Genomic DNA, 25,551 nt, shown 5'->3' with positions numbered 1-25,551 from the left:
CGTATCGTGGCCCCGCGAGGGCCAGTCTCACGCCGGTCTCCCTCGATCGCCCGGCGTCCACGAGCCTGTGACGCATGGAGAACATGACATTGGCAGTGATCACCGGCAGCGTTCGCGAAGGGCGGTTCGGCCCCAGGATTTCGGGGTGGCTCACGGAGCGGGCGCGCACGCACGGGCTGTTCGACCTCGACGTGATCGACCTGGCGGAGACGCCGCTGCCCGCGGTGATGCCCGCGACGCCCGAGGAACTGGTCGACGTGGAGTCCCGCCCGGCGGAGCTCAGGCGGCTGGCCGGGCGGCTGGCGGCGGCGGACGCGTTCGCGGTGGTGACGCCGGAGTACAACCACAGTTTCCCGGCCTCGCTCAAGAGCGCCATCGACTGGCACCTCGCGGCGTGGATGGCCAAGCCGGTCGCGCTCGTCTCCTACGGCGGGTACGGCGGCGGGGTGCGGGCGGCCGAGCACCTGCGGCCGGTCTTCGCCGAGGTGCACGCCGTGACGATCCGCAACACGATCAGCTTCGACCAGCACTGGAGCCGGTTCGGCCCCGACGGCGAGCTGCTGGACCCCGAGGGGCCCGACATCGCCGCCAAGGCGCTGCTCGATCAGCTCGGCTGGTGGAGCAGGGTGCTGCGGGACGCCCGCCGGACCACCCCCTACGTGGCGTGAGGCGCTAGCAGAGGGCCATCGCGGTCTGCCACACGCCGGGCAGCGCCGCCAGGACCAGATCTCCCTTGCGGCGCCGGTCCCGGCGCGTCTCGGCCCCCAGGTCGGCCAGCAGCTCGCGGAAGCCGTCCTCGTACCCCTGCTCGCCCGCCTGCTCGCCCGCCGCGGCCCGCTTGGCCAGGCAGCGCGCGTAGGTGGCCACCAGCCAGAAGACCGCCTCCCGGTGCAGGCCGCTCCGGATGAGCTCGCGGGTGCCGTCGATGGCGATGGGCCGCGCCAGCGGGGTGATGTCCGAGTCGAACGGGTAGGAGGGGACGCGGAAGGCCGCCGCGGCGTCGAACACCTTCTCCAGCACGGCCAGGTGCCGCTCGACCCGGGCCGGGCTCAGGTGCGCCGCGCCCAGCAGTTCGAGCAGGCTCTCGTGGAAGTCCAGCCGCCCGTGTTCGGCGAGCAGCTCGCGCACGGCCACGTAGCGGCGCCGGATCGTGGGGTTGCGCAGCGCCGCCACCAGCAGCACGTGGGTGGTCACCCCGGTGCCGAACAGCCACGAGTTGACCTGGTCGGGAAGGGGCGCCCGCTCGTCGATGCCGTTGATGAACCCGCGCACCCGGTCCATGGCGTTGGTGCACCGGGCCAGGATCCACGGCCGCTCGGCGAAGTCGCGCGAGACCACCCGCTGGATCTCGGTCAGCCGCCCGGACGGGTCGGCCAGCACGCACGGGAGGTGGAAGCTGCCGGCCAGGTGGTAGTCGCTCAGCACCTCGTGCGTGGAGCCCAGCTCGGAGACGGAGGAGACCTCCAGCAGGACCCCGCGGTAGGCGAACTTGCCCAGGCGGGCGGGCTGGTCCGCGATCACCATGACGTCCACGTCAGAGGTCGCGGCCAGCTCGGCGGCCGGGTCGGCCCACAGGGCCGACCCGGTCAGGAAGGCCCCGTCGAAGCCCGGCAGCGCGGCGCCTTCCTCCAGCACCCACTGCCGAGCGATCTGTCTGGCTTCCTCAATCCGCATCCACTTCCTCCCGATCTGGGCCGCGGCGCGCGGTCCGGATCAGAACGAACGCGCCCAGCACGACAAGCACCACCAGCCCGCCCCAGATCCAGCCGGGAACCCCCGCCGATGCCTCGGGGCGCTCGCCGGCCGCCGCGGCGGACCCGACCGCCTGGGGCGGCGTGCTCGCCGTCGGCCCCCCGCCGATGGACGGGGGCGAAGCCGATGAAGAAGGTGATCCTTTCACGCTGAACGGGATTTCGCCCTCAATGGGATGCCCGTCGGACGAAACGACACGCCAGGCGATGATGTACGGGCCCGGCGGGAGCGGTCGCGGGACGTCGGTGAGCACCTTCGGCCCGTCGAGCACCGGCTTGCCGAGCGGGACCTCCTTGCCCGCCGCGTCGTGCAGCACGACGAACGGGAACTTCACGCTCGCGCTGTATTCGAGCTCGATCTCGTCGACCGAGTCGATCTGGGAGTTCTTCGCGGGCGAGCTGCTCTTGAGCGCGTCATGCGCGAACGCCGGCGAAGCCGGAAATATCAGGATGAGGGCGCACGCGAGTGCCGCCCCGATGATGTGTCGTGGCAGGAACGCCATGATGAGTCTCCAGAACGATCTTCCGGACTCGCGCGTGGCGCCGTCCGGACACAGGCAAGGGTTCGCGCCCCGCCGGGCGCGCCAAGGGACTTGTGCTTCAGCCGAAGTGCCTCGGCCCGCAGGGTGGGCCTCGCCTGAGGATCGCGCCGGAGACGGTCCTTCCCGCGTACGCGGTCAGGTACGGGGTGGCCGGCCGCCACGAGGGCCGGGCGGCCCTGTCGTCTGTGGTGGCCGGGACGGCGGCGGGCAGCGGGACGATCGGCCGCGGCGCGCCGTACAGGCGGATCATGAGCCACAGCGCGCGCTCGCCCCGGTGCAGCCACCAGGCCGTCAGTCCCGCCATCGTGAGATGGACCAGCGCCATGCCGGGCGCGGGATGCCCGTGCGCCGGACCTGCGTCGGCGGCGGGCGTGAGCCGCTCGAAGAGCTGGTGCAGCAGCATCTGGGTGCTCACGGTCGCCACCAGCACCGCCGCGGGGCCGCGCTCGCGCCCGTCGATCAGGTACGCCAGCCCGAGCGCCGCCAGCACGCCGGCCAGATAGACCTCGAACGGCACGAGACCGCCGCCCGCCAGCGCGTGCCCGCCCGCCGACACCGCGCCGCAGACCGTCGCGAACACGACGGCCCGCACAAGCCGCAGCACTGACGACGCGGAGGACACAGCCGATATTCTCCTGGAAGGTCGGGAGAAAGTCTCAGATTTCCCTCGGAAATGACCGCCCTGGCCCGTACGGGCGACCCCGCGATCGGCGTCGTTGCAGGTCGTCAGGCCCTTGTCCGGCTCTCCGGACACAGACCCGGCGACGCCGGAAGGCCGCGATGTGGGTTTGTGAAAGGGACGATCTGATATTGACACTTTTTCACCGGCGCTTTCCCAGCATGGGATATTCGCCTGCGGCGTGGCGTTGAAGAGCGCCTCGCCACAACTGTAACCATCGTACCGATCTTGTCGGCCCGCTCGGCGGGCGGCACAGGCCGGAACCCGGCCTGACGCATCCCGAAAGGTACGGTACATGTCCACTCCCAATTCACGGACAAATGCCCCAGCCAATTCCGCCCGGACCAAGGCACGTCACGCGATGAGATGGGCGATGAGCGGCTCACTTTCGATGGTCCTGGTCGCCGCCCTGGTGCCGGCGGCGAGAGCGGACGACGACGACACCGACCGCGCCGACCGCACGGCGGACACGGCGGACACCGCGGACACCGCCCCCGCGGACACCGCCGCCGCCGCGGACACCGCCGACACCGACGACCGTCGTCGCCGCCGCCACCGCCACCGCCACTTCCCCCTCATCCACGGTGACCGATGCAGCCCGCACCTCTTCTTCAAGGTGCACACGCTCTCTCCGCGGAACTTCTTCCTGCCCCGCACCAACTACGTCGACGGGCCCGGCGGCACGGTCACGGCGTCGGTCACCCGGGAGCACGAGGTCCGCGCGTTCCTGGAGACCGAGAACGAGAGGCGGAAGGCCGTCTCCACGAATGAACCGCTCACCCGCGTGGAACCGATCACCACCCAGGAAGTGGTGCGCGAGATCCGCAGGATGGGGCTGCCGCACCTCGAAGAGCGCCACATGGTCTTCACCGGCCACGAATACAGCCAGGAGATCACCAAGGGCATGTACGGCCATCTGTGGTACCGCGTCTTCGGCTACCGAGTCGGCTGGTCGGCCTGGCAGGTGATGGGCTCGTGTCGCGACGTCAGGGTCGCCAGAGGATTCGCCAACATCCCCGCCAGGGTCGAGGGCTGGCGCTACTGGGAGACCAAGCATCCGACCTTCAAGCACCGCCGCCTGCCCTGGAAGCCGTGAGCTTACGGCGCCGTTGGCCATGGACGCGCGGGCCGTGGGACACTTGGCCGGCGTGCGCCCCGTGCGGGTGCGGAAACCGCGGACAGAGGCAGCGGAAGACATGGCGACTTCCCCGTCGATCCGGGTGGTTCTCGTGGAGGATCACGCCATGGTCGCCGAGGCCATCGGGCTGGCGCTGGCGCGGGTGCCCGACATCGAGGTTGTGGCCCAGACCGGCAGCGTCGCCGGGGCGGTCGCCGAGACCGGCAGGTTCCAGCCGGACGTCGTCGTGCTCGACCGGCGGCTGCCCGACGGCGACGGGATCGCGGCCATCGGCAGGATGGTGGCGGCGGCGCCCAAGGTGCGGGTGCTGGTGCTGACCGGCGAGGCGACCGTTTCCGTGGCGGCCCGGGCGGTGGCGGCCGGTGGCGCAGGGCTGGTGGTGAAGTCGTCCCGGCTGGGCGAACTGGAGTCGGCGGTGCGGGAGGTGGCGGCCGGCGGGGTGGTGTTCGCGCCCGGGCTGCTGCCCGGGGTGCTCGACCGGCTGACCGGGCGCGCGGGACGCGTGGGGTCCGCGCTGACGGCTCGCGAGCGGGAGACGCTGCTGCTCCTGGCCGAGGGCATGGGCGCGCGCGAGATCGGCGAACGGCTCGGCGTGGCCCGCAACACGGCGCGCAACCACGTGCAGCACGTGCTGGAGAAGCTGGGCGCCAGGACCAAGCTGGAGGCGGTCGCGCTCGCCCGCAGGGAAGGGCTGCTCGACTGACGCATTTGCACCATCTCGCGTCCCACAGGTGTACCAGGCGGCCTGGCGCGGATGCGTCTCGTGATCGGATAGTGGCTCCCCGAGAGTAGAGGGGTGGTCAGCGAGAAGACCGGTCAGTACCAGGTTGACACGCCTCTGCCGAAGGAGATGGGCAGCATCACGGCGGCGCGCCGGATCGTCCGCCGGGCCCTGGCCGAGTGCGGCTACCAGGGCCACCACGAGGACGTCCTGCTCGTGGTGTCCGAGCTGGTGACCAACGCGCTCGTGCACGGCGACGGCCCGCCGTGCCTGAGGATGCGGGGCAGCGCCAGGCGGGTGCGGGTCGAGGTGAGCGACGCCGGAGAGCTGCTGCCCGAGCCGCGCGAACCCGGTCCGTCGAACGGCTGGGGGCTGCACGTCGTCCGGCTCCTGTCCATCGACTGGGGGACCACGCCCGTCGACGGCGAGACGGGCGGAAAAGTGGTGTGGTGCGAGCTGGCCCCCCGCCTCGCCCCGCTCCAGGCCCGCGCTTACGACAGCTGAACCTGGCGGGCAGGTTTGGGTCCTCGGGCCACGTCGTGAAAAGCTTCAGTATGGCCGTGGATAACCTTCCACAAGCGGATATGGAGCTACTCGTCCAGAGCATCCGCGATTACGCCATCTTCATGCTCGACCCCCGCGGCAGGATCGTGAGCTGGAACGCCGGAGCCCAGCGCATCAAGGGATACACGGCCGAGGAGATCATCGGCACCCACTTCTCCGTCTTCTACCCGCCCGAGGACGTCGCGGCCGGCAAGCCGTTCGCGGGGTTGGAGTCGGCCGCCGCCGACGGCCGCTGGGAGGAGGAGGGGTGGCGGGTCCGCAAGGACGGCACCAGGTTCTGGGCCAGCGTGGTCATCACCGCCCTGCGCGACGGGCGCGGCGAGCTGCGCGGGTTCGGCAAGGTGACGCGTGACCTGACCGAGCGGCGCAGCATGACCAGGGCGCTGGACGAGCGCGGCCTGCTGCTCGCCCATCTGGTCCATGCCCAGGAGCGGGAGCGCCGGCGCATCGCCTCCGACGTGCACGACGACACCATCCAGTCCATGGTCGCCGTCGGGATGCGGCTGCGGGTGCTGGAGGAGGGCCTGCCCGAGGAGCAGGCGGCCGGCGTCCGCGCGCTCGGCGACGCCGTCGAGGCCGCCGTGGGGCGCCTGCGCGACCTGGCCTTCCGGTTACGCCTGCCCGGTGACGGGCTGGCGGAGGGGCTCGCGTCCTACCTGGAGCGGGAGATGGCGGGGGTGGCGTACGAGCTGGTGAACCGGCTGGACGGCGAGCCGCCCACCGAGACGGCGATCACCGTCTTCCGCATCTGCCAGGAGGCCCTCACGAACGTCCGCAGGCACGCCGGGGCCGTCGCCGTGGCCGTGGAGCTGGTCTCGCTCGACGGCGGCGTCCACGTCCGCGTGCGCGACGACGGGATCGGGATCACCGGCCGGGGCGGCCAGGACGGCCACTTCGGGCTGATCGAGATGCGCGAGCGGGCCGAGACGGCCGGCGGCTGGTGGAGCATCCGCGGCGCGCCCGGCGCGGGCACGACGGTGGACTTCTGGGTGCCGGCCGTCGCGCGCCACCCGTCATGACCCCCGAGTGATCAGCGCGAGGGTCTGGCGGGCGATCTCCCACTCCTCGTCCGTCGGGATGACGAGCACGGCCACCTCCGCGCCCGGCGGCGAGACGGCCCGCTCCTCCGCCGACCCGGCCTGGTTGAGCGCGGGGTCCACGGCGACGCCGAGCCGGTCCAGCCCGGCCAGGGACTCGGCGCGGGTGGCCGCGTCGTGCTCCCCGACCCCGCCCGTGAACACGATCGCGTCCACCCGCCCGAGCAGCGCGTAGTAGGCGCCGACGTACTTGCGGATGCGCCGCGTGTAGACCGCCAGGGCCAGCCGGGCCTCGGCGTCGTCGCGGGCGCGCACCTCGCGCATGTCGCCCGTCCCGGCGAGCGCCAGCAGGCCGCTGTGGCGGTCGAGCCCGCTCTCCACCTGCCGCGCGTCCATCCCGTTCACACGCGCCAGGTAGCCGGCGAGCGCGGGGTCGACGTCGCCAGAGCGGGTGCCCATGACCAGCCCCTCCAGGGGTGTCAGGCCCATGGAGGTGTCGACGCTGCGCCCGCCGGAGATCGCGGTCGCGCTGGCGCCGTTGCCCAGGTGCAGCACGACGAGGTTGAGCTCGGCGGGATCGCGGCCGAGGAATGCGGCGGCGCGGCGGGAGACGTACGCGCAGGAGGTGCCGTGGAAGCCGAAGCGCCGCACGCCGAGCCGCTCGCGCCAGTCGCGCGGCACCGCGTACGTGTACGCCTCGGGCGGCAGCGCCAGCTGGAACGCGGTGTCGAACACCGCCACCTGCGGCACCCCGGGGAAGGCGCCGCGCGCCACCCGGATCCCGGCGAGGTTGACCGGATTGTGCAGCGGCGCGAGCGGCGCCAGCTCCTCGATCGCGCCGATCACGTCGTCGTCGACGAGCACCGCCTCGGTGAAGCGGGTCCCGCCGTGCACGACGCGGTGCCCGACCGCGACCGGGTCCAGCTCCGGCCCCGCCGCCCCGAACGCCTTCATGACCGCGGCCAGCCCCGCGTCGTGCCCGGGGAACGGCCCTTCCGACACGTACGGCGGCCGCTCCCCGGCGTGGTGCGTCAGCCGCCCGCCCTCCTCGCCGATGCGCTCCACCAGCCCCCTGGCCGGGCGCTCGCGGGTGCGGACGTCGACGAGCTCGTACTTGATGGACGACGAGCCCGTGTTCAGTACGAGGATGCGCCCGGCCACGTCCACGACCTGATCTCGGGGGTGTCCTCGCCGTGCTCGCGCGTGTACGCGCGGGCCCGCAGCCGCTCGTCGCTCATGCGCTGGCGCAGGTGCGCCGCCGTGGTGCCGAGCCCCGGCACCCGGTCGATGACGTCCATGACCAGGTGGAAGCGGTCGATGTCGTTCATCATGGCCATGTCGAACGGCGTCGTCGTGGTGCCCTCCTCCTTGTAGCCGCGCACGTGGATGCCGGCGTGGCCGTGGCGGCGGTAGGTGAGCTGGTGGATCAGCGACGGGTAGCCGTGGAAGTTGAAGATGACCGGCCTGTCGGCGGTGAAGAGGGTGTCGAACTCGGCGTCCGACATGCCGTGCGGATGCTCCGAGGGCGGCTGGAGGCGCATGAGGTCGACCACGTTGACGACCCGTACCCGCAGCGCGGGCAGGTGCTCGCGCAGGATCGCGGCGGCGGCGAGCGTCTCCTGGGTGGGCACGTCGCCCGCGCAGGCCAGCACCACGTCCGGCTCGGCGCCCTCGTCGGTGGAGGCCCAGGGCAGGATGCCCAGGCCGCGTGTGCAGTGCGCGACGGCCTCCTCCATCGTGAACAGGTCCAGCACCGGCTGCTTGCCCGCCACGATCACGTTGACGTAGTCGCGCGAGCGCAGGCAGTGGTCGGCGACCGACAGCAGCGTGTTGGCGTCCGGCGGCAGGTAGACCCGCACCACGGACGCCTTCTTGTTGATCACCACGTCGAGGAAGCCCGGGTCCTGGTGGCTGAAGCCGTTGTGGTCCTGGCGCCACACGTGCGAGGACAGCAGGTAGTTGAGCGAGGCGACCGGCCGCCGCCAGGGGATCTTCTGCGATGACTCCAGCCATTTCGCGTGCTGGTTGAACATGGCGTCGATGATGTGGATGAACGCCTCGTAGCAGTTGAACAGCCCGTGCCTGCCGGTCAGCAGGTAGCCCTCCAGCCAGCCCTGGCACAGGTGCTCGCTCAGCACCTCCATCACCCGGCCGCCGGGGGCCAGGTGCTCGTCCGTCGGCAGCACCTCGGCGTTCCACGCCCGGTCGGTGGCCTCGAACACCGCCGACAGCCGGTTGGAGGCGGTCTCGTCCGGCCCCATCAGCCGGAACGTCCGCGGGTTGGCGATGATCACGTCGCGCAGGAACCCGCCCAGCACCCGCGTCGGCTCGCTCGGTTGCGCGGCGGGCGACTTGACCTCTACCGCGAGCCGGCGGAAGTCCGGCAGCCGCAGCGGCTCCAGCAGCTCCCCGCCGTTGGTGTGCGGGTTGGCGCTCATCCGGCGCGTGCCGCGCGGCACGGTCTCCAGGACCTCCCGCACGGGCCTGCCGCCGGAGTCGAACAGCTCCTCCGGCCGGTACGAGCGCATCCACTGCTCCAGCATGGCCAGGTGGGAGGCGTTCTCGCGGACGTTGGGCAGCGGCACCTGGTGCGCCCGCCACGTGCCCTCCACCGGCAGCCCGTCGACCTCCCGCGGCCCCGTCCAGCCCTTCGGCGTCCGCAGGACGATCATCGGCAGCCGGTCGGCCCTGCCCTGCTTGTACGCCTCCATCTGGTCGAACGCGGTGTCCAGCGTGCGTGCCATGTCCTCGTGGTCCGGCCCCACCAGGTGCGGGCGGTAGCCGTAGCCCTCCATGAGCTGGAGCAGCTGGGTTTCCGGAATGCGGGCGAGCACGGTGGGGTTGGCGATCTTGTAGCCGTTCAGGTGCAGGATGGGCAGCACGATGCCGTCGCGGTCGCGGTCGGCGAACTTGTTGGAGTGCCAGCTCGCCGCGAGCGGGCCCGTCTCGGCCTCGCCGTCGCCGATGACGCAGGCCACGACCAGGTCCGGGTTGTCGAACGCGGCCCCGTACGCGTGCGCGAGCGAATATCCCAGCTCCCCGCCCTCGTGGATCGACCCCGGCGTCTCGGGCGCCACATGGCTCGGGATCCCGCCGGGGAAGGAGAACTGGCGGAACAGCCGCCGCATGCCCTCCACGTCCTGCGAGACCTCCGGATAGCGCTCCGAGTAGGTGCCCTCCAGCCACGCGTGCGTCACCGCGGCGGGGCCGCCGTGCCCGGGACCGGCGATGTAGATCATGTCCTGGTCCCGCTCCCTGATCACCCGGTTGAGGTGGGCGAAGCAGAAGGTGAGCCCCGGCGTGGTGCCCCAGTGGCCGAGCAGGCGCGGCTTGACGTGCTCGGGCCGCAGCGGCTCGCTCAGCAGCGGATTGTCCAGCAGGTAGATCTGCCCGACGGACAGGTAGTTCGCCGCCCGCCAGTACGCGTCGATATGGTCCATCCTCTGCTGCTTCCTCCACAGAACGTGCTGAATCCCCCAAACGCCGGATAAGGTGCCGAACATGGCATTCAGGAGTTCGCGCTGGTACTCGGGGAACGACCGCAACTCCTACATCCATCGGGCGTGGATGCGGCGTGGCCTGCCGCGCGAGGCGTTCGAGGGCGGCAAGCCGCACATCGCGATCGCCAACACCGCCTCCGACCTCACCCCCTGCAACTCCCATCTGAACGAGGTCGCCGACAGCGTCGCCAACGGCGTCTGGGAGGCCGGCGGCGTGCCGCTCAACCTGCCGGTCGTCTCCCTGGGCGAGACGAACGTGCGCCCGACCGCCATGCTCTGGCGCAACCTGGCCGCCATGGCCACCGAGGAGATGCTGCGCGCCAACCCCATCGACGGAGTGGTGCTGCTCGGCGGGTGCGACAAGACCATCCCGTCGCTGCTCATGGCCGCCTCCTCCGTGGACCTGCCCGCCGTCGTGATGCCCGGCGGCCCCATGCTGACGGGGCACTTCCGCGGCGCGCCGCTCGGCTGCGGCACCGACGTGTGGCGCCTGAGCGAGGAGGTACGCGCGGGCACGCTGTCGCGCGAGGCGTTCCTGCAGTCCGAGTCGTCCATGATCCGCAGCCGCGGCCACTGCAACACGATGGGCACCGCCTCCACCATGGCCTGCATGGCCGAGGCCCTCGGGATGACGCTCCCCGGCACCGCGGGCACCCCCGCCCCCGACAGCCGCCTGCTCGAACGCTCCCACGAGACCGGCCGCCTGGCCGTGGACCTCGTCCTGCAGGGCCGCCGCCCCAGCCAGGTCATGACCAAGGGCTCGTTCCTCAACGCCATCGTGACCCTGGCCGCCGTCGGCGGCTCCACCAACGCCGTCGTCCACCTGCTGGCCGTCGCGGGCCGGCTCGGCGTGGACCTCTCCCTGGACGACTTCGACCGCACCGGCGCCGGGGTGCCGCTGCTCGTGGACCTCCAGCCCGCCGGGCGCCATCTGATGGACGACCTGTTCAGGGCGGGCGGCCTCGCGGCCGTGCTCAAGGAGGTCGAGGACCTGCTCGACCCGGAGGCGATCACCGTCACCGGCCGCCCGCTCGTCGAGCACCTCGCCGGGGCGCAGATCTGGGACGAGAGCGTCATCAGGCGCCGCTCCGACCCGCTGCTGCCCGACGCCGGCATCGCCGTCCTGCGCGGCAACCTCGCCCCCGGCGGCGCGGTGATCAAGCCCGCCGCCGCCTCGCCCGAGCTGCTGCGCCACCGCGGCCGGGCCGTCGTCTTCGACAGCATCGAGGACGTGTACGCCCGCCTCGACTCGCCCGACCTCGACATCGACGAGACCTCGGTGCTCGTGCTGCGCGGCTGCGGCCCCAAGGGCTACCCCGGCATGCCCGAGGTGGGCAACCTGCCGCTGCCCGCCAAGCTGCTGGAGAAGGGCGTGCGCGACATGGTGCGCATCAGCGACGCCCGCATGAGCGGCACCGCGTACGGCACGGTCGTCCTGCACACCGCGCCCGAGGCGGCGGCCGGCGGCCCGCTGGCGAAGGTGCGCACCGGCGACCCGATCGTGCTCGACGTGGCCGCCCGGCGGCTCGACGTGGACATCCCCGACGCCGAGCTGGCCGCCAGGGAGCCCGTGAAGATCGGGCACGCCCGGCCCGTACGCGGCTGGGAGCGCCTCTACGTCGAGCACGTGACCCAGGCCGACCGCGGCGCCGACCTCGACTTCCTCATCGGCTCCAGCGGCGACCACGTGGGTCGCGAATCCCACTGAGGCTTTAAAGACTCCGCTCCGCCATGCGCGGAATCAATCTCGGTGGGTAATGGGTTACGGCACGATGGTGATCCGGTTTGGCGACACGAGGAGGAAGCGTGAACGGCGACATCACCCAGAGCCAGGAGTGGGCGGCTCTCGGCAAGCACCATGAGGAGCTGGCGGGCAGGCAGCTGCGGGAGCTGTTCGCGGAGGACCCGGGCCGCGCCGGGCGCATGACCGTGACCGCCGGCGACCTCTTCCTCGACTACGCCAAGCAGCGCGCCACCGGCGAGACGATCGACCTGCTGGTGGCCCTGGCCGAGCGGGCGGGGCTGCGCGAGCGGATCGCCGCGATGTTCGGCGGCGAGCACATCAACGTCAGCGAGGACCGCGCCGTCCTGCACGTCGCGCTCCGCCTGCCGCGTGCCGCCGAGCTGGTCGTGGACGGGCAGGACGTGGTCGCCGACGTGCACGCCGTGCTCGAGAAGATGGGCGCCTTCGCCGACCGGGTCAGGTCCAAGGAGTGGAAGGGCGCCACCGGCAAGCCGATCGAGACCGTGGTCAACATCGGCATCGGCGGCTCCGACCTCGGCCCCGCCATGGCCTACGAGGCGCTGCGCGACTACGCCGACGCGGGCGTGGCGGCCAGGTTCGTCTCCAACATCGACCCGGCCGACATCACCGGCAACCTCGCCGGCCTCGACCCCGCGACCACGCTGTTCGTGGTCAGCTCCAAGACGTTCACCACCCTCGAGACGCTCACCAACGCCCGCGTCGCCCGCCGCTGGCTGGTCGAGGCGCTGGGCGAGGACGCGGTGTCCAAGCACTTCGTGGCCGTCTCCACCAACGCCGCCAAGGTCGCCGAGTTCGGCATCGACACCGACAACATGTTCGGCTTCTGGGACTGGGTCGGCGGCCGCTACTCCTACGACGGCGCCATCGGCCTCTCCCTGATGATCGCGATCGGCCCCGAGCGGTTCCGCGAGATGCTGGCCGGCTTCCACACCATCGACGAGCACTTCCGCACCGCCCCGTTCGAGGCCAACATGCCGGTGCTGATGGGCCTGCTCGGGATCTGGTATACCGACTTCTTCGGCGCCGAGACCCGCGCGGTGCTGCCCTACAGCCAGCGGCTGCACCGCTTCCCCGCCTACCTGCAGCAGCTCACGATGGAGTCCAACGGCAAGTCCGTGCGCGCCGACGGCACCCCCGTCCCGGCCGCCACCGGCGAGATCTTCTGGGGCGAGCCGGGCACCAACGGGCAGCACGCCTTCTACCAGCTCCTCCACCAGGGCACCCGGCTCGTGCCCGCCGACTTCATCGGCTTCGCCGAGCCGTTCGAGGACCGCGAGGGCATGCACGACCAGCTCACCGCCAACCTCCTCGCCCAGACCTCGGCGCTGGCGTTCGGCAAGACGGCCGAGGAGATCGCCGCCGAGGGCACGCCGCCGGAGATCGTGCCGCACAAGGTGATGCCCGGCAACCGGCCCACCTCCACGATCCTCGCGCCCAAGCTGACCCCCTCGACGCTGGGCCAGCTCGTCGCGCTCTACGAGCACATCGTGTTCGTCGAGGGCACGATCTGGGGGGTCGACTCCTTCGACCAGTGGGGGGTCGAGCTGGGCAAGAAGATGGCGCTCGACCTGGCGCCCGCGCTCACCTCCGAGGAGCCGCCCACCGAGCTCCCCGACGCCTCCACCGAACAGCTCGTGCGGAGATACCGCGAGCTGCGCGGAAGGCGTGCCTGACATGCGCCACGCGTCCGGGACCGAGCACAGGCGGGGCGCGGAGCGGGCGGGGGCGCTGGTGCTGTTCGGCGTCACCGGCGACCTCGCGCGCAAGATGATCCTGCCCGCCCTCTACCGCCTGACCGCCGACAGCCGGCTCGACCTGCCCGTCATCGGCGTGGCCAAGACCGACCTCGACCTCGACGGGCTGCGCGAGCACGCCCGCGAGGCCGTCGGCGGCGTGCACGACGCGGCCTTCGACAAGCTCGCCGGAAACCTGCGGCTGGTCGCGGGCGACTACCGCGACCCCGAGACCTTCGCCAGGCTCCGCGAGGAGGTGGCGGGCAAGGGCTTCCTCGTCCACTACCTCGCGGTGCCGCCGTCGCTGTTCGCCACGGTCGCCGAGGGGCTGGCCGGGGCCGGGCTCGACCACGACGCCAGACTCGTCGTGGAGAAGCCGTTCGGCCACGACCTCGCCTCGGCCCGCGAGCTCAACGAGGAGCTGCTCAAGCACTTCGACGAGGACCACGTGCGGCGGGTCGACCACTTCCTCGCCAAGGAGCCGGTCGAGGACCTCATGGTGTTCCGGTTCGCCAACACGCTGCTGGAGCCCATCTGGAACCGCAGCCACATCCGCAGCGTGCAGATCACCATGGCCGAGGACTTCGACGTGCGCGACCGCGGCGCCTTCTACGACGCCAACGGCACGGTCCGCGACGTGGTGCAGAATCACCTGCTGCAGCTGCTGGCCATCCTCGCCATGGACCCGCCGCCGTCCACCGACGCCCGCGCCCAGCTCGACGAGAAGTGGCGGGTGCTGCGCGCCGTGCAGGCCATCGACCCCGCCGACGTCGTACGCGGCCAATACTCTGGCTACCTCGACACCGACGGCGTGCGCCCCGGCTCCACCACCGAGACCTTCGTCGCCCTGCGCGCCTACATCGACAACTGGCGTTGGGCCGGCGTGCCATGGTGCATCCGCTCCGGCAAGGGGCTGCCGGCCACCGACCTGGAGATCGTCGCCGAGCTGCGCAAGCCGCCGGTGACGATGTTCCGCGGCGGCGACGCGCCCCACAGCCCCAACCTCATCAGGTTCCGGCTGCAGCCGGACGCGGGGGTCACCTTCGACCTGCTGGCCAAGGAGCCGGGCAAGCAGCACACCAGGCCGGTGCCGGTCAGCGTCGACTTCACCAAGGTGCTCGGGCCGATGGAGGCCGCCTACGAGCGCGTGCTGGCCGACGCCGTCAGCGGCGACCCGCGGCGGTTCGCCAGGTTCGACCTGGTGGAGGAGTCGTGGCGGATCGTCCAGCGGGTGCTCGACCTGCCGGAGCGGCCGCTGCCGTACGAGCGGGGCTCCTGGGGGCCCGAGCCGGCCGCGAAGATCGCGCCGGGCGGCTGGCACGAGATCTCGACGACGTTCGACTGACGCGGGAGAGACCCCGGTGGCCAGATGGGCGGACTGTGGTTGACGATGGTGGGATGGACATCATGAAGGTGGTGGAGCAGGCGAAGGACGCCGCGACCGTCAAGCGCGTCTTCGGTGAGCCCGTCCAGCAGGGCGACGTCGTCGTCATCCCGGTCGCCCGGGTCGTCCAAGGGGGCGGCGGCGGGGACGGCCGGGGCAAAGGGGAGAGCGGCGAGGGCGGGGGCAGCGGCGGCGGATTCGGCTTCAGCGCCACGCCCGCGGGCGTGTTCGTGCTCAAGGACGGCGATGTCAGCTGGCGGCCCGCCGTCGACGTCAACCGCATCGTGCTCGGCGGCCAGATCGTGCTGATCGTGGCGGCACTGACCGTCCGCTCCATCCTCAAGAAGCGGCGGCGCAGGCGTTGACGTGCTGATCGACCTGCTCGCCGCGGAGCTGCCCACCCGCGACTTCCTGATCCCGGGCTCCAACCTGCCGGTCCGCCAGACCCGGCTGGACGGCTTGTCCTCGCTCGTCCGCTTCCCGCCCGGCTGGGCCAGGCCCGAACACGGCCACTACCTGGCGGGGGAGGAGTTCGTGCTGCTGGAGGGGGAGCTGTCCGTCTCCGGCATCACGTACGCGGCCGGGCACCACGGCTGGCTGCCCGCCGGGGCGCTGCGCCACTCCGGCGCGGCGCCCGGCGGCGCGCTGGCGCTCACGGCCTTCGCCGGTGAGGACACCTGGGTGCCCAGCGACCTGGACGAGCCCGACGGCCCGAGCCTGCGCACGCCCCTGGAGAGCGTCGTCATCCCCGAGGGCGGCCTGCGGCTCACCCCGCACTCCGTTCTGCTGGACACGCCCGTCGCCCTCGGCGGCCCCGCCGAGATGATCACCGTGCCGACCTGGACGTGGGAGCGGTCGGCCTTGATCCCCGAGGGGCGGGTCCTCGTAAGGTGGACGCCATGACCTCTGTGACGCAGTTCGTGGCCTTCGGGGGAGTCGTGCTGCTCGGGGCGATGTCGCCCGGTCCTGACTTCGCGGTCGTGGTCCGCCGCTCCGCCGTCTCCGGGCGCCTGCACGGCATGGCGGCCGCGACGGGCATCGCCGTGGGCGTGTTCGTCTGGGTGGCGGCCTCCACCACCGGCATCGCGGCGCTGCTGGCGGCCTCGGCGACGGCCTTCACCGTGGTGAAGGTGGTCGGGGCGGCCTACCTGCTCTACCTCGGGGCCAAGGCGCTGCGCTCCGCCCTGCGCACGGGCGGGAAGCTGGAGCTGGAGCTGCCCGACCCGGCGCGGCGCGGCACCTGGGCCGCGTTCGCGGAGGGGCTGCTGACCAACGTGCTCAACCCCAAGGCGGCGCTGTTCTTCGTGGCCCTGGTGCCGCAGTTCGTCAGCTCGGGGGCCTCGACGGGGGAGACCCTGCTGCTGTCGGTGATCGCGCTGGCGGGGACGGTCGCGTGGTTCCTGGTGGTGGCCAACGTGGTGGGCACGCTGCGCAGGGTGTTCGCCCGGCCGGCCGTCCGCCGCGCCGTGGACGGCCTCACCGGCGCAGCGCTCGTCGCCCTCGGCCTCAAGCTGGCCACCGCCACCCGCCCGTAGCCCCTCGTCGCCTTCGGCGTTAAACCGGCCGCCGCCATCCGCCCATAGCCGCCCCCGGCCACCGCCGGCACCGGCTGACACGACGGCGACGGGCCGCGCGTCCACGCCCTCGATCAGCGCGGGGTGGCGCCTGCACCTGCGGCTGGAGCGACGGCCCGGGCCCGGTGCCGCGGTATCTCACCCAGCCCGCCGGGTCTATGGCCGTGCCACCTGGGGCCGGGCAGGCGTGCCGGATCCGGTGGGGGAGTCGTCCCGATCAGGCGAGCCGGTGGCACCCGGCGTCCGGTGATCCGGCAGTGCCGAGCCCGGGGTGTGCGGCGTCCGGCGATTCGGCAGCACCGAGCCGGCCGCCAGGACGGCGAGTCCGGCGAGGGTGATCGCGGCGCCGACCCAGAGCGGCGAGACGTACCCGAACCCGGCCCCGAGGGCCAGCCCGCTCAGCCAGGCGCCCAGCGCGTTGCCGACGTTGAAGGCCGCGATGTTGGCCCCGGAGGCCATCGTGGGCGCGTCCTGGGCGTACCGCATGATCCGCAGTTGCAGCCCGGGCGCGGTGGCCAGGCCGACAGCCCCCATCAGCAGCAGCGAGACGATCGTCATGACCTTGCTCTGCGCGGTCAGCGCGAACACCGCGAGCACCACGGTGAGCAGCGCCAGGATCGCGGCCAGCGACGTGTTCAGCGCCCGGTCGGCGAACCTGCCGCCGAGGAAGTTGCCCGCGAACGTGCCGGCCCCGAACAGCACCAGCAGCCACGGCACGGTGGTGGTGGCGAACCCGCTGACCTCGGTGAGCGTGAACGCGATGTAGGTGAACGCGCCGAACATGCCGCCGAAGGCGAGCACGGTGATCGCGGCGGACACCCAGACCTGCGGCCGGCGGAACGCGGCCAGCTCGCCGCGCAGGCTCGTCCCGGACGGCGCCGCCGTCGGCGGCACCAGCAGCCGGATCCCGGCCAGCGCGACCACCCCGATGACCGTGATCGCCCAGAACGTCGAGCGCCAGCCGAACTGCTGGCCGAGCAGCGTGCCCAGCGGGACCCCGAGCACGTTGGCCGCGGTCAGCCCCGCGAACATCAGCGCGATGGCCCCGGCCCGCCGGTTCGGCGCGACCATGTCGGCGGCGACCACCGAGCCGACGCCGAAGAACGCGCCGTGGCACAGCGCCGCCACGACCCGGCCCGCCATCAGCACCGGGTAGGCCGGCGCGATCGCGGAGATCAGGTTGCCCGCGATGAACAGCGCCATGAGCGCCAGCAGCACCTTCTTGCGGTCGAACCGGGCGATGGCCGCGGTCAGCCCGATGGCTCCGGCCGCCACGCTCAGCGCGTAACCGGAGACCAGATATCCGGCGACCGGCTCGCTGACGCTAAAGTCCGCCGCGACCTGGGGTAGCAGGCCGATGATCCCGAACTCGGTGAGCCCGATGCCGAAGCCCCCGAGTGCCAGGGCGAGAAGCCCGACAGGCATTTTTTAACCTCCATTGCAGTGCGTCCGCCTTTATGCGGCGCCTGCAATTATTGCCCGCGCCGCGACGCCTCCACGAGTGGCCGGTGAGCCACTATGCGAAAGATTCAGGCCAATGGGACCAGGCTGAGGCGGGCCACCACCGGCCGGCACCATCTCGCCGGCGTGCCCTAGGACTTCGTCGCGCCGGCCGTGAGGCCGGTGATGAGGTGGCGCTGGACGAGGAGGAACACGGCGCCCGCCGGGATGGCGATGAGCACGGCCGAGGCGGTCATCAGTCCCCAGTCGGACCAGTGCTGGCCGACGAACTGCTGCAGCCCGACCCCCAGGGTGCGCTTGTCCTCCTGGGACATGAACACCGTGGCGTAGCCGACCTCGCCCCAGGCGGTCATGAAGCAGTAGAACGCGGTCACCGCGATCCCCGGCCGCGCCAGTGGCAGCACGACCCGCCAGAACGTGCCGAACGGGGTCAGCCCGTCCACCATCGCGGCCTGGTCGATCTCCACCGGCACGGTGTCGAAGTAGCTCTTCATCATCCAGGCGCAGAACGGCACCGAGATCGTCATGTACGCGATCACCAGCCCGGGGATCTGGTTGAGCAGTCCCAGCCCGGCCATCAGGTTGTAGAGCGGCACGATGAGGATGGCGACCGGGAACATCTGGGTGATCAGCAGCAGCCACATCACGGAGCGGTGCCCGGGGAAGCGGAACCGGCTGACGGCGTACCCGGTGGTAGCGGCCAGGAACACCCCGGCCAGCATGGTCAGACCGGCGGTGAGCACGCTGTTGAGCAGCCACCGCGGGAACTCGGTCGCGGTCAGCACGCGGACGTAGTTGTCGAACGAGGAGTGGTCGAAGAGCCGCAGCTCCGCCGACAGCCAGCTGTCGCGCGGCTTGAGAGAAGTCAGCACCAGCCACACGACCGGGAACAGCGAGACGGCCACGGCGAGCAGCAGGCCCGCGTGCAGGCCGATCGAGGCCAGGGGGCCGCGCTCGCCGCGCCCGCGCGTCGTCGTGCTCACCAGGGATCTCCTTGACTACGCAACGTGCGGCGGTAGCCGACCGCCAGCACCACCAGCATGAGGAGGATGATCACGCCCCAGGCGGCCGAGCCCGCGTAGTTCCGCACGCCGGTGAAGGCCTCGCGGAAGGCGTAGGTGACCAGGATCTCGGTCTCGCTGCCCGGGCCGCCCCGCGTCACCAGGAAGATGATCGGGAACATGTTGAACGTCCAGATCGTGCCGAGCAGGATCACCGTGGACGACACCTGGCGCAGCCCGGGGAGCGTGATCGCCCGGAACCGCTGCCACGAGTTCGCCCCGTCCACCTCGGCCGCCTCGTACAGCTCGGCCGGGATCGACTGCAGGCCGCCGAGCATGGCGACCATCATGAACGGCACCCCGATCCACACGTTCACCGCGATCACCGCGATCTTGGCCGTGGTGGGATCGTCCAGCCAGCCCGCCGCGGGCAGCCCGGCCGCCTTCAGCAGGCCGTTGATCACGCCGTAGTCGCTGTTGTAGAGGTAGCGCCAGACGAAGGCGGCCACGAAGGCGGGCACCGCCCAGGGCAGGATCAGCAGCACGCGGTAGACGGAGCGGAAGCGGAGCCTGCGGTTGAGCATCACGGCCAGGCCGAGGCCGATGCCGTAGTGCAGGCCCACGCAGACCACCGTCCACACGACGGTCCATGCGAGCTTGTCCCAGAACAGGCTGGAGGTCAGGATCTGCAGATAGTTGTCCAGGCCGACGAACTCGTAGGTCGCCGGGATGACGTTCACCCCGATGGTCCGGCCGATGTTGGCCTCGGTGGCGTCCGTCAGCGACAGGTACACCCCGCGCGCCAGCGGCCAGCCGATCAGCACCGCCATCACGACCACCACGGGCGCGATCATCGCCCACGCGTACCAGTGGGCCGACAGCGCCCGCCGTAACCGCCCAGGCTTGTCGTGGCGGCCGCGAGCCCCCTCGCCCGCGGCCGCCACCCGTCCGGTCGAGACCGCCACCGGTCAGCTCCAGTCCTTCATGATCCCGCGATACTGCTCGTCGACCTTCTTGAGCATGTCCGCGGGCGCGGCCTTGCCGCCGACGAGCGACTGGTAGCCCTCCAGCAGCGGCTGGAACAGCTGCCCGCCCTCGGGGATCCAGGGCCGCGCCACGGCGGTGTCCATGATCGGCTTGAAGACCGCGACGTCGGAGTTGCCCTGCACGTCGGGGTTGGCGTACGCGGAGGTACGGGTCGGCAGCAGGCTGATCTCCTTGGCGATCTTCGCCTGGGCCTCCACCGTGGTCATGAAGCGGACGAACTCGTAGGCGGCCGGGATGTTCTTCGAGCCCGCGTAGATCGCCAGGTTCCAGCCGCCCGTGGGGGCGCCGGCCTTGACCGAGCCGGCCGGGACCGGCGCGATGCCCAGGTTCTTCCTGTCCTTGAACTCCTTGCCCTGGTAGATCTCCGACAGCGACCACGGCCCGTTGTAGATCATCGCCGCCTTGCCCTCCTTGAGGGCGGTCATCGCGTTGGCGTAGCTCTCCGTCGTGGCGGGCTTGGGCGCGGCGCCCGAGCCGATCAGGTCGGCCACGGTCTGGATCGCCCGCACGTTCGCCGGCGAGTTCACCACGATCTTCTTGTTGGCCACGTCAAGCAGGTCGCCGCCCTCGCCGTACATGAAGGGCAGCAGGAAGTAGGAGTCGACGTTGAGCGCCAGCCCCTCGGCGCCGGCCTTGGCCTTGACGTCGAGCGCGGTCTGCTTCAGCTCGGCGATCGTCTTCGGCGCCTCCTCGTGCCCCGCCTCCTTCAGCAGCCGCTTGTTGTAGAGCAGCGCGAGGGTGTCGGTGACCTGCGGCACCGCGTAGGTCTTGCCGCTGTACTTGGTGCTGCTCAGCGGCCCGGGCAGGAAGTCGGCCTCGTTGTCCACCGCCCGCGTGCCGTCCAGCGGCTGCAGGTAGCCCAGCGACGCGAACTGCGAGGTCCAGGCCACCTCCGAGCGGATCACGTCCGGCGCCCCCGCCCCCGCCTGCGCGGCGGTCTGGAACTGCCCCTGCGCCTGGTCGGAGGGCACATTCACATATTTGACCTTGACCTGCGGATATTTCGCCTCGAACGCCTTGATCAACGCCTGGAACGTCGGCCCCTCGCTGTCCGGCCGCGTCGTGTCCCACCAGGTGATCTCGCCGCTGACCTTCGACGGATCGGAGACGGTCGCGGTGGGGGCTGCCGCGTTCCCACCGCCGCAGGCGGAGACCGCCAGGGCGAGTGCCGCAACGACCGCTGCGGCGGGTAAGAGTCGTCGCATGTCCTTCTCCTCATTTCTTTGAGGTGGAACACGCCGGACGTTACGCCGAGGTGACGCTCCTTGAAAGATGGGTACGTAAGGTTTTGCAAGTTGTTACCTTGATCCACGGATCCGGCGGACCGGTCGCCGGACCGCGTGTTCCCCGGCGTTTTCGCAGGTGGTCCCCTATGGTGGAGCCCTGCCAACCGCGTGTCCGCCGCCCTGACGGCCGGGGAGCGGTCCCAGCGGTTTCAGAAATTTCCAGAAAGGGTTGCAAGGCGTCGTGATCCGCGAGGGCGAGGCGAGGGCCCACTGGATCGACCGCGACACGGTGGCGTGGCAGGTCGACCCGTCGTTCGAGCACTCCCTGGCGTGCGGCGCCGAGCGGGTCATCCGGCTGTCGCCCGGGACGCTGAGCGACGAGCAGCGAAGCGCGTGGCCGCACCTGGCGTCATACACCGCGCTGAAAGTGGACCCGCGCGACGGCGGCCTCGTCCGCGCGGCGCTGCGCGAGCGGGTCCTGGCCGTGGCGCGGGACGGCTCGGGCGAGCTCGTGGCGGCGACGGGCGTGCAGTTCCCCGGCGTGCTCGACGACCTCTACGCCGGGGCCGCCACCGCCCCGCTCGGCCCCAGGGGGCGGGTGATCCCGAGGCTGTCGCTGTGGGCGCCGACCGCCCGCAAGGTTGAGCTGGCCCTGTACGGCCCCACTGATGGGCGCGGCCGGAGCGTGCACCCGATGCGGCGCGACGACGCGACCGGCGTCTGGTCGGTACGCGGGCTGCCGACGTGGTGGGGCCGCGAGTACACGTTCCTGGTCACGCTCCACTCGGGGACGAACGAGGTCACGGACCCGTACGGCCTGGCCGTGACCCCGGACGGCGGGCGCAGCAGGCTCGTCAACCTCGACAGCCCCGCCCTCAAGCCGCCCGGCTGGGACCGGCTCGCCAAGCCCCCGGCCGTCCCGCAGCACCGGGCGACGATCTACGAGCTGCACGTGCGCGACTTCTCGGCCTCCGACACCACCGTCCCGGACGGGCTGCGCGGCACGTACGCGGCCTTCGGCCTCGACTCCGCCGGGATGCGGGAGCTGCGGGCGCTGGCGCGGGACGGGCTGACGCACGTGCACCTGCTGCCGGTGTTCGACTTCGCCACGGTGCCCGAGCGCAGGGCCGACAGGACCGAGCCCGCCTGCGACTTCGCCGCGCTGCCGCCCGACTCGCGGCGGCAGCAGGAGTGCGTGGCGCGCACGGCCGCGACCGACTCCTTCAACTGGGGGTACGACCCGCTGCACTACACCGTGCCCGAGGGCTCGTACGCGACGGACCCCGACGAGCGGATCAAGGAGTTCCGCGCCATGGTCGCCGCGCTCAACGCGGCCGGGCTGCGCGTGGTGATGGACGTGGTCTACAACCACACCCACTCCACCGGCGTGCTCGACCCGATCGTGCCGGGCTATTACCACCGCCTGCTGGCGGACGGCAGGGTCGCCGACTCCACGTGCTGCCCCAACACCGCGCCCGAGCACACGATGATGGGCCGGCTGGTGGTCGACTCGGTCGTCACCTGGGCGCGCCGGTACAAGATCGACGGCTTCCGCTTCGACCTCATGGGCCACCACCCGAAGGCCAACCTCCTCGCCGTCCGCCGCGCCCTCGACGAGCTGACCGTGGACAGGGACGGCGTGGACGGCAGGTCGATCATCCTTTACGGCGAGGGCTGGAACTTCGGCGAGGTGGCCGACGGGGCCAGGTTCGAGCAGGCCACGCAGGCCAACCTGGCCGGGACCGGCATCGGCACGTTCAGCGACCGGCTGCGGGACGCGGTGCGCGGCGGCGCCCCGTTCGACGCCGACCCGCGCGTGCAGGGGTTCGGCTCGGGCCTGGCGGGCACGCCGAACGGCGCCCCGGCCAACGGCACGGCCGAGCAGCAGCGGGCCCGGCTGGCCGGCTACACCGACCTGATCAAGCTCGGGCTGGCCGGGAACCTGCGCGACTACGTGCTGCCCTCCGGGAAGAAGGGCTCGGAGATCGACTTCAACGGCTCGCCCGCCGGGTACGCGGCCGAGCCGGGCGAGACGGTGACGTACGTGGACGCGCACGACAACGAGACGCTGTTCGACGCGCTGGCGTACAAGCTGCCGCAGCCGACGCCGATGGCTGACCGGGTGCGCATGCAGGTGCTGTCGCTGGCCACCGTGCTGCTGGCGCAGGGGACGGCGTTCGTGCACGCCGGCAGCGAGCGGCTGCGCTCGAAGTCCCTCGACCGCAACTCCTACGACTCCGGCGACTGGTTCAACCGGCTGCTGTGGGACTGCTCGCTGGGCAACGGGTTCGGCGGCGGGCTGCCGCCCAGGGCCGACAACGAGTCCAGATGGCCCTACGCCGGGCCGCTGCTGGCGGACCCGGCCCTGCTCCCCGGCTGCGCGGCGATCGGCCAGTGCCGGGCCGGGTTCGGGGAGCTACTGCGGATCCGGGCCTCGTCGCCGGCGTTCGCGCTGGGATCCGAGGTGCGCGAGCGGCTGACGTTCGCCGACTCGGCGGACGGCGTGATCGCCATGCACGCGGACACGTCCGGGCTGGACCCGCGCTGGTCGTCGGTCACCGTGGTCTTCAACGCCACCCCGTCCACGCAGGCCCAGCCGATGGAGCGGCTGGCGGGGCAGACGGTGGCGCTGCACCCCGTGCAGGCCGCCTCAGGCGACCCGGTCGTCCGGGAGTCCGCCTTCGACCCGGGCACCGGCACGCTCACGGTCCCGGCCCGCACGGTGGCGGTGTTCGTCGCGATCCCCGAAGGCAAAACCGGCACCGGATAGAGGTGGGACCGCTCGGGTAGGGGGAACATTCAGGACGAAGAACGTACATCACTGGCGTTGGCGATCGCGACAGCGCAAACTGGATAGACGGCGATCGCGTGGAGCAGTGGAGCACCCGTGGACAATCACCTTGATCACATGCCGGTCCTGTCCCGCGGCAGACATCGCAATCCGAAACGCGGTGCCTGCTTCATGGAACTGGCCTCCTACCTGGCCGGAGAGCGGTGGAGCGACCACCCGGCCTGCACCCACCCGTTGCTGGCCGCACTCGCCCGCCTGGTCAACGACAACACCAGCGACGAAAGCCGCGCCCAGCTCGTCCACCTCGTCCCGTCCATCATCGGCCTGACCAGCGACGATCTGAGGCTGGACGCCCGGATCGCGCTGCGCTGCGCCACGACGGCCCTGCCGGTGGCGGCGGCCGAGCGCCAGCTCGCGCTGGCGGTGTCGGTGCTCGCGGCCGAGGAGATGCTCGCCAGGCTCGATGGGGCCCCGTCGGGGCGCCTCGGCGAGCAGAGCCGCCGGGCGATGGAGGAGGTGCCGCACGCGGCCGAGCAGGCCCGGCGTTTCAGCCGCGCGGCCAGGATCACGGAGAAGGGCTTCCGCCGGTACGCGGCGCCGAACGCGGTGCAGCTGTCGGTGGTGGGCATCGTCCAGGCCTGCATCGCCGACCCGGACGCGCTGCTGCGGCGCCTGCTGGAAGAGGCGATCGTCGACTGCGCCGCCCTCACCCGCACCCCGGAGCGCACCGCTCCGGCCCCGGCTCACACCTGACCTGTTCACGGCGGCGCCCGGGGTCGGGCGCCGCCCCTGATAGGGCTTCTTCGCTGGTCAGGGAAGCCTCTCCTTCGTTGCGGATCTTGCTGACCTGTGCCTACATTTCCAATGAAATATTGGGATTGGAGGCATTTTCGTGACTATTGAGCTGACTCGTCCTTATTCGCCGGAGAAGCACCACAGTCACCGTGACGTCACCGGTGGGTGGTTGCGGCCGGCCGTCTTCGGGGCGATGGACGGGCTGGTGTCCAACCTCGCGTTGATCGCCGGAGTCGTGGGCGCGGCCGGCGCCGGGCGCGGCGCGGTGGTGGCCGGGGTCGCGGGGCTGATCGCGGGTGCCTGCTCCATGGCGGCCGGCGAGTACACCTCGGTGAAGTCCCAGACCGAGCTGATGCGGGCGGAGATCGCCGTCGAGCGGCGGGAGCTGGCCCGCAATCCCGAGGGCGAGCAGGCGGAGCTGGCGGCGATGTACCGGGCGAAGGGGCTCGACGAGGACCTCGCGCGGAAGGTGGCCGAGGGGCTGTCGGCCGATCCCGAGCAGGCTCTGCGGGTGCACGTGCGGGAGGAGCTGGGTGTGGACCCCGACGACCTGCCCTCGCCGTACGTGGCGGCCGCGTCGTCGTTCTGCGCGTTCGCGGCCGGGGCGCTGGTGCCGCTGGTGCCGTTCCTGTTCGGGGCGTCCGGGCTGGTGGTCGCCATGGTGGTGAGCGTGCTGGCGCTGTTCGGGTTCGGGGCGGTGGTGGCGCGCATGACCGCGCGGCCGTGGTGGCTGGGCGGGCTGCGCCAGCTCGCGCTGGGCGCGGGGGCCGCCGCCGTGACGTTCGGGCTCGGGCATCTGCTGGGCGTCACCGTCTCGTAGGGACCCCGCCCGGAACGTGTGA

Annotated in this window: 23 protein-coding genes; 14 read left to right on the top strand and 9 right to left on the bottom strand. The window is 71.7% G+C overall.

Annotation, left to right across the window (positions count from 1 at the left end; all coding sequences use genetic code 11):
* The first annotated feature begins 83 nt into the window (after nucleotides 1–83).
* The gene (locus tag ACIBI9_RS35670) at nucleotides 84–668 is read left to right on the top strand and encodes an NADPH-dependent FMN reductase (protein WP_397228677.1); all 585 of its coding nucleotides are present in this window, start codon (nucleotides 84–86) and stop codon (nucleotides 666–668) included.
* A 4-nt stretch (nucleotides 669–672) separates the two neighbouring features.
* On the opposite strand, the gene ACIBI9_RS35665 is transcribed toward ACIBI9_RS35670, so the two are convergent.
* From ACIBI9_RS35665 to ACIBI9_RS35655, 3 genes are all read right to left on the bottom strand, one after another.
* Entirely contained in the window at nucleotides 673–1,674 is a 1,002-nt protein-coding gene (locus tag ACIBI9_RS35665) for a hypothetical protein (protein WP_397228675.1), read from the bottom strand.
* Entirely contained in the window at nucleotides 1,664–2,254 is a 591-nt protein-coding gene (locus ACIBI9_RS35660) for a copper resistance protein CopC (protein ID WP_397228673.1), read from the bottom strand. The genes ACIBI9_RS35665 and ACIBI9_RS35660 overlap by 11 nt, the downstream gene beginning before the upstream one ends.
* Nucleotides 2,255–2,351: 97 nt before the next feature.
* Nucleotides 2,352–2,915 (bottom strand): hypothetical protein, encoded by a 564-nt coding sequence (locus tag ACIBI9_RS35655; protein ID WP_397228671.1) that lies wholly within the window; start codon nucleotides 2,913–2,915, stop codon nucleotides 2,352–2,354.
* Nucleotides 2,916–3,345: 430 nt separating this feature from the next.
* On the opposite strand from ACIBI9_RS35655, the gene ACIBI9_RS35650 reads away from it, so the two are divergent.
* The 4 genes from ACIBI9_RS35650 to ACIBI9_RS35635 all read left to right on the top strand — a co-directional run bounded on the left by ACIBI9_RS35650 (nucleotide 3,346) and on the right by ACIBI9_RS35635 (nucleotide 6,414).
* The gene (locus tag ACIBI9_RS35650) at nucleotides 3,346–4,068 is read left to right on the top strand and encodes a hypothetical protein (RefSeq protein WP_397228669.1); all 723 of its coding nucleotides are present in this window, start codon (nucleotides 3,346–3,348) and stop codon (nucleotides 4,066–4,068) included.
* A 100-nt stretch (nucleotides 4,069–4,168) separates the two neighbouring features.
* Complete coding sequence (locus tag ACIBI9_RS35645) at nucleotides 4,169–4,813, top strand: response regulator transcription factor (protein ID WP_397228667.1); 645 nt, start codon at nucleotides 4,169–4,171, stop codon at nucleotides 4,811–4,813.
* 147 nt (nucleotides 4,814–4,960) lie between these two features.
* Complete coding sequence (locus tag ACIBI9_RS35640; protein ID WP_397228665.1) at nucleotides 4,961–5,335, top strand: ATP-binding protein; 375 nt, start codon at nucleotides 4,961–4,963, stop codon at nucleotides 5,333–5,335.
* An 80-nt stretch (nucleotides 5,336–5,415) separates the two neighbouring features.
* Nucleotides 5,416–6,414, top strand: coding sequence for a PAS domain S-box protein (locus ACIBI9_RS35635; protein ID WP_397228663.1), 999 nt, complete (start codon nucleotides 5,416–5,418; stop codon nucleotides 6,412–6,414).
* On the opposite strand, the gene ACIBI9_RS35630 is transcribed toward ACIBI9_RS35635, so the two are convergent.
* Both ACIBI9_RS35630 and ACIBI9_RS35625 read right to left on the bottom strand, forming a co-directional pair.
* Nucleotides 6,409–7,593, bottom strand: a complete 1,185-nt coding sequence (locus ACIBI9_RS35630; RefSeq protein ID WP_397228661.1) for an acetate/propionate family kinase — start codon at nucleotides 7,591–7,593, stop codon at nucleotides 6,409–6,411. The genes ACIBI9_RS35635 and ACIBI9_RS35630 overlap by 6 nt on opposite strands.
* Nucleotides 7,569–9,872, bottom strand: a complete 2,304-nt coding sequence (locus ACIBI9_RS35625) for a phosphoketolase (protein WP_397228659.1) — start codon at nucleotides 9,870–9,872, stop codon at nucleotides 7,569–7,571. The genes ACIBI9_RS35630 and ACIBI9_RS35625 overlap by 25 nt, the downstream gene beginning before the upstream one ends.
* A 61-nt stretch (nucleotides 9,873–9,933) precedes the next feature.
* On the opposite strand from ACIBI9_RS35625, the gene ACIBI9_RS35620 reads away from it, so the two are divergent.
* The 6 genes from ACIBI9_RS35620 (at nucleotide 9,934) to ACIBI9_RS35595 (ending at nucleotide 16,349) form a co-directional block, all read left to right on the top strand.
* Nucleotides 9,934–11,640: an IlvD/Edd family dehydratase gene (locus ACIBI9_RS35620; RefSeq protein ID WP_397228657.1), complete on the top strand. Its 1,707-nt coding sequence runs from the start codon at nucleotides 9,934–9,936 to the stop codon at nucleotides 11,638–11,640.
* Between the two features lie 98 nt (nucleotides 11,641–11,738).
* Nucleotides 11,739–13,370, top strand: a complete 1,632-nt coding sequence (gene pgi / locus ACIBI9_RS35615) for a glucose-6-phosphate isomerase (protein ID WP_397228655.1) — start codon at nucleotides 11,739–11,741, stop codon at nucleotides 13,368–13,370.
* Nucleotide 13,371: 1 nt separating this feature from the next.
* Nucleotides 13,372–14,775 (top strand): glucose-6-phosphate dehydrogenase, encoded by a 1,404-nt coding sequence (gene zwf, locus ACIBI9_RS35610; protein ID WP_397228653.1) that lies wholly within the window; start codon nucleotides 13,372–13,374, stop codon nucleotides 14,773–14,775.
* A 53-nt stretch (nucleotides 14,776–14,828) separates the two neighbouring features.
* On the top strand, nucleotides 14,829–15,179 hold the full coding sequence (locus tag ACIBI9_RS35605; protein ID WP_364841085.1) for a spore germination protein GerW family protein: 351 nt from the start codon (nucleotides 14,829–14,831) through the stop codon (nucleotides 15,177–15,179).
* A 1-nt stretch (nucleotide 15,180) separates the two neighbouring features.
* On the top strand, nucleotides 15,181–15,717 hold the full coding sequence (locus ACIBI9_RS35600; RefSeq protein ID WP_397228651.1) for a hypothetical protein: 537 nt from the start codon (nucleotides 15,181–15,183) through the stop codon (nucleotides 15,715–15,717).
* A complete protein-coding gene (locus ACIBI9_RS35595) occupies nucleotides 15,714–16,349 on the top strand; it encodes a LysE family translocator (protein WP_397228649.1) in 636 nt (211 codons plus the stop codon). The genes ACIBI9_RS35600 and ACIBI9_RS35595 overlap by 4 nt, the downstream gene beginning before the upstream one ends.
* Nucleotides 16,350–16,544: 195 nt before the next feature.
* Here ACIBI9_RS35595 and ACIBI9_RS35590 read toward each other — a convergent pair whose 3' ends face one another.
* From ACIBI9_RS35590 to ACIBI9_RS35575, 4 genes are all read right to left on the bottom strand, one after another.
* Nucleotides 16,545–17,813 (bottom strand): MFS transporter, encoded by a 1,269-nt coding sequence (locus ACIBI9_RS35590; protein ID WP_397228647.1) that lies wholly within the window; start codon nucleotides 17,811–17,813, stop codon nucleotides 16,545–16,547.
* A gap of 167 nt (nucleotides 17,814–17,980) precedes the next feature.
* A complete protein-coding gene (locus ACIBI9_RS35585; RefSeq protein ID WP_397228645.1) occupies nucleotides 17,981–18,832 on the bottom strand; it encodes a sugar ABC transporter permease in 852 nt (283 codons plus the stop codon).
* A complete protein-coding gene (locus ACIBI9_RS35580) occupies nucleotides 18,829–19,815 on the bottom strand; it encodes a carbohydrate ABC transporter permease (RefSeq protein WP_397228643.1) in 987 nt (328 codons plus the stop codon). The genes ACIBI9_RS35585 and ACIBI9_RS35580 overlap by 4 nt, the downstream gene beginning before the upstream one ends.
* A 3-nt stretch (nucleotides 19,816–19,818) precedes the next feature.
* Entirely contained in the window at nucleotides 19,819–21,102 is a 1,284-nt protein-coding gene (locus tag ACIBI9_RS35575) for an extracellular solute-binding protein (protein ID WP_397228641.1), read from the bottom strand.
* A 262-nt stretch (nucleotides 21,103–21,364) separates the two neighbouring features.
* Between ACIBI9_RS35575 and pulA the strand changes: the two genes are divergently transcribed.
* The 3 genes from pulA to ACIBI9_RS35560 all read left to right on the top strand — a co-directional run bounded on the left by pulA (nucleotide 21,365) and on the right by ACIBI9_RS35560 (nucleotide 25,529).
* Complete coding sequence (pulA, locus tag ACIBI9_RS35570; RefSeq protein ID WP_397228639.1) at nucleotides 21,365–23,893, top strand: pullulanase-type alpha-1,6-glucosidase; 2,529 nt, start codon at nucleotides 21,365–21,367, stop codon at nucleotides 23,891–23,893.
* Between the two features lie 192 nt (nucleotides 23,894–24,085).
* Entirely contained in the window at nucleotides 24,086–24,667 is a 582-nt protein-coding gene (locus tag ACIBI9_RS35565; RefSeq protein WP_397228637.1) for a hypothetical protein, read from the top strand.
* Between the two features lie 139 nt (nucleotides 24,668–24,806).
* A complete protein-coding gene (locus ACIBI9_RS35560; protein ID WP_397228635.1) occupies nucleotides 24,807–25,529 on the top strand; it encodes a VIT1/CCC1 transporter family protein in 723 nt (240 codons plus the stop codon).
* The last annotated feature ends 22 nt before the right edge of the window (nucleotides 25,530–25,551 follow it).

Source organism: Nonomuraea sp. NPDC050451, from assembly GCF_044458585.1.
The sequence above is the reverse complement of the archived record's forward strand: the minus strand, read 5'-3'. Positions and strand labels throughout refer to the sequence as shown.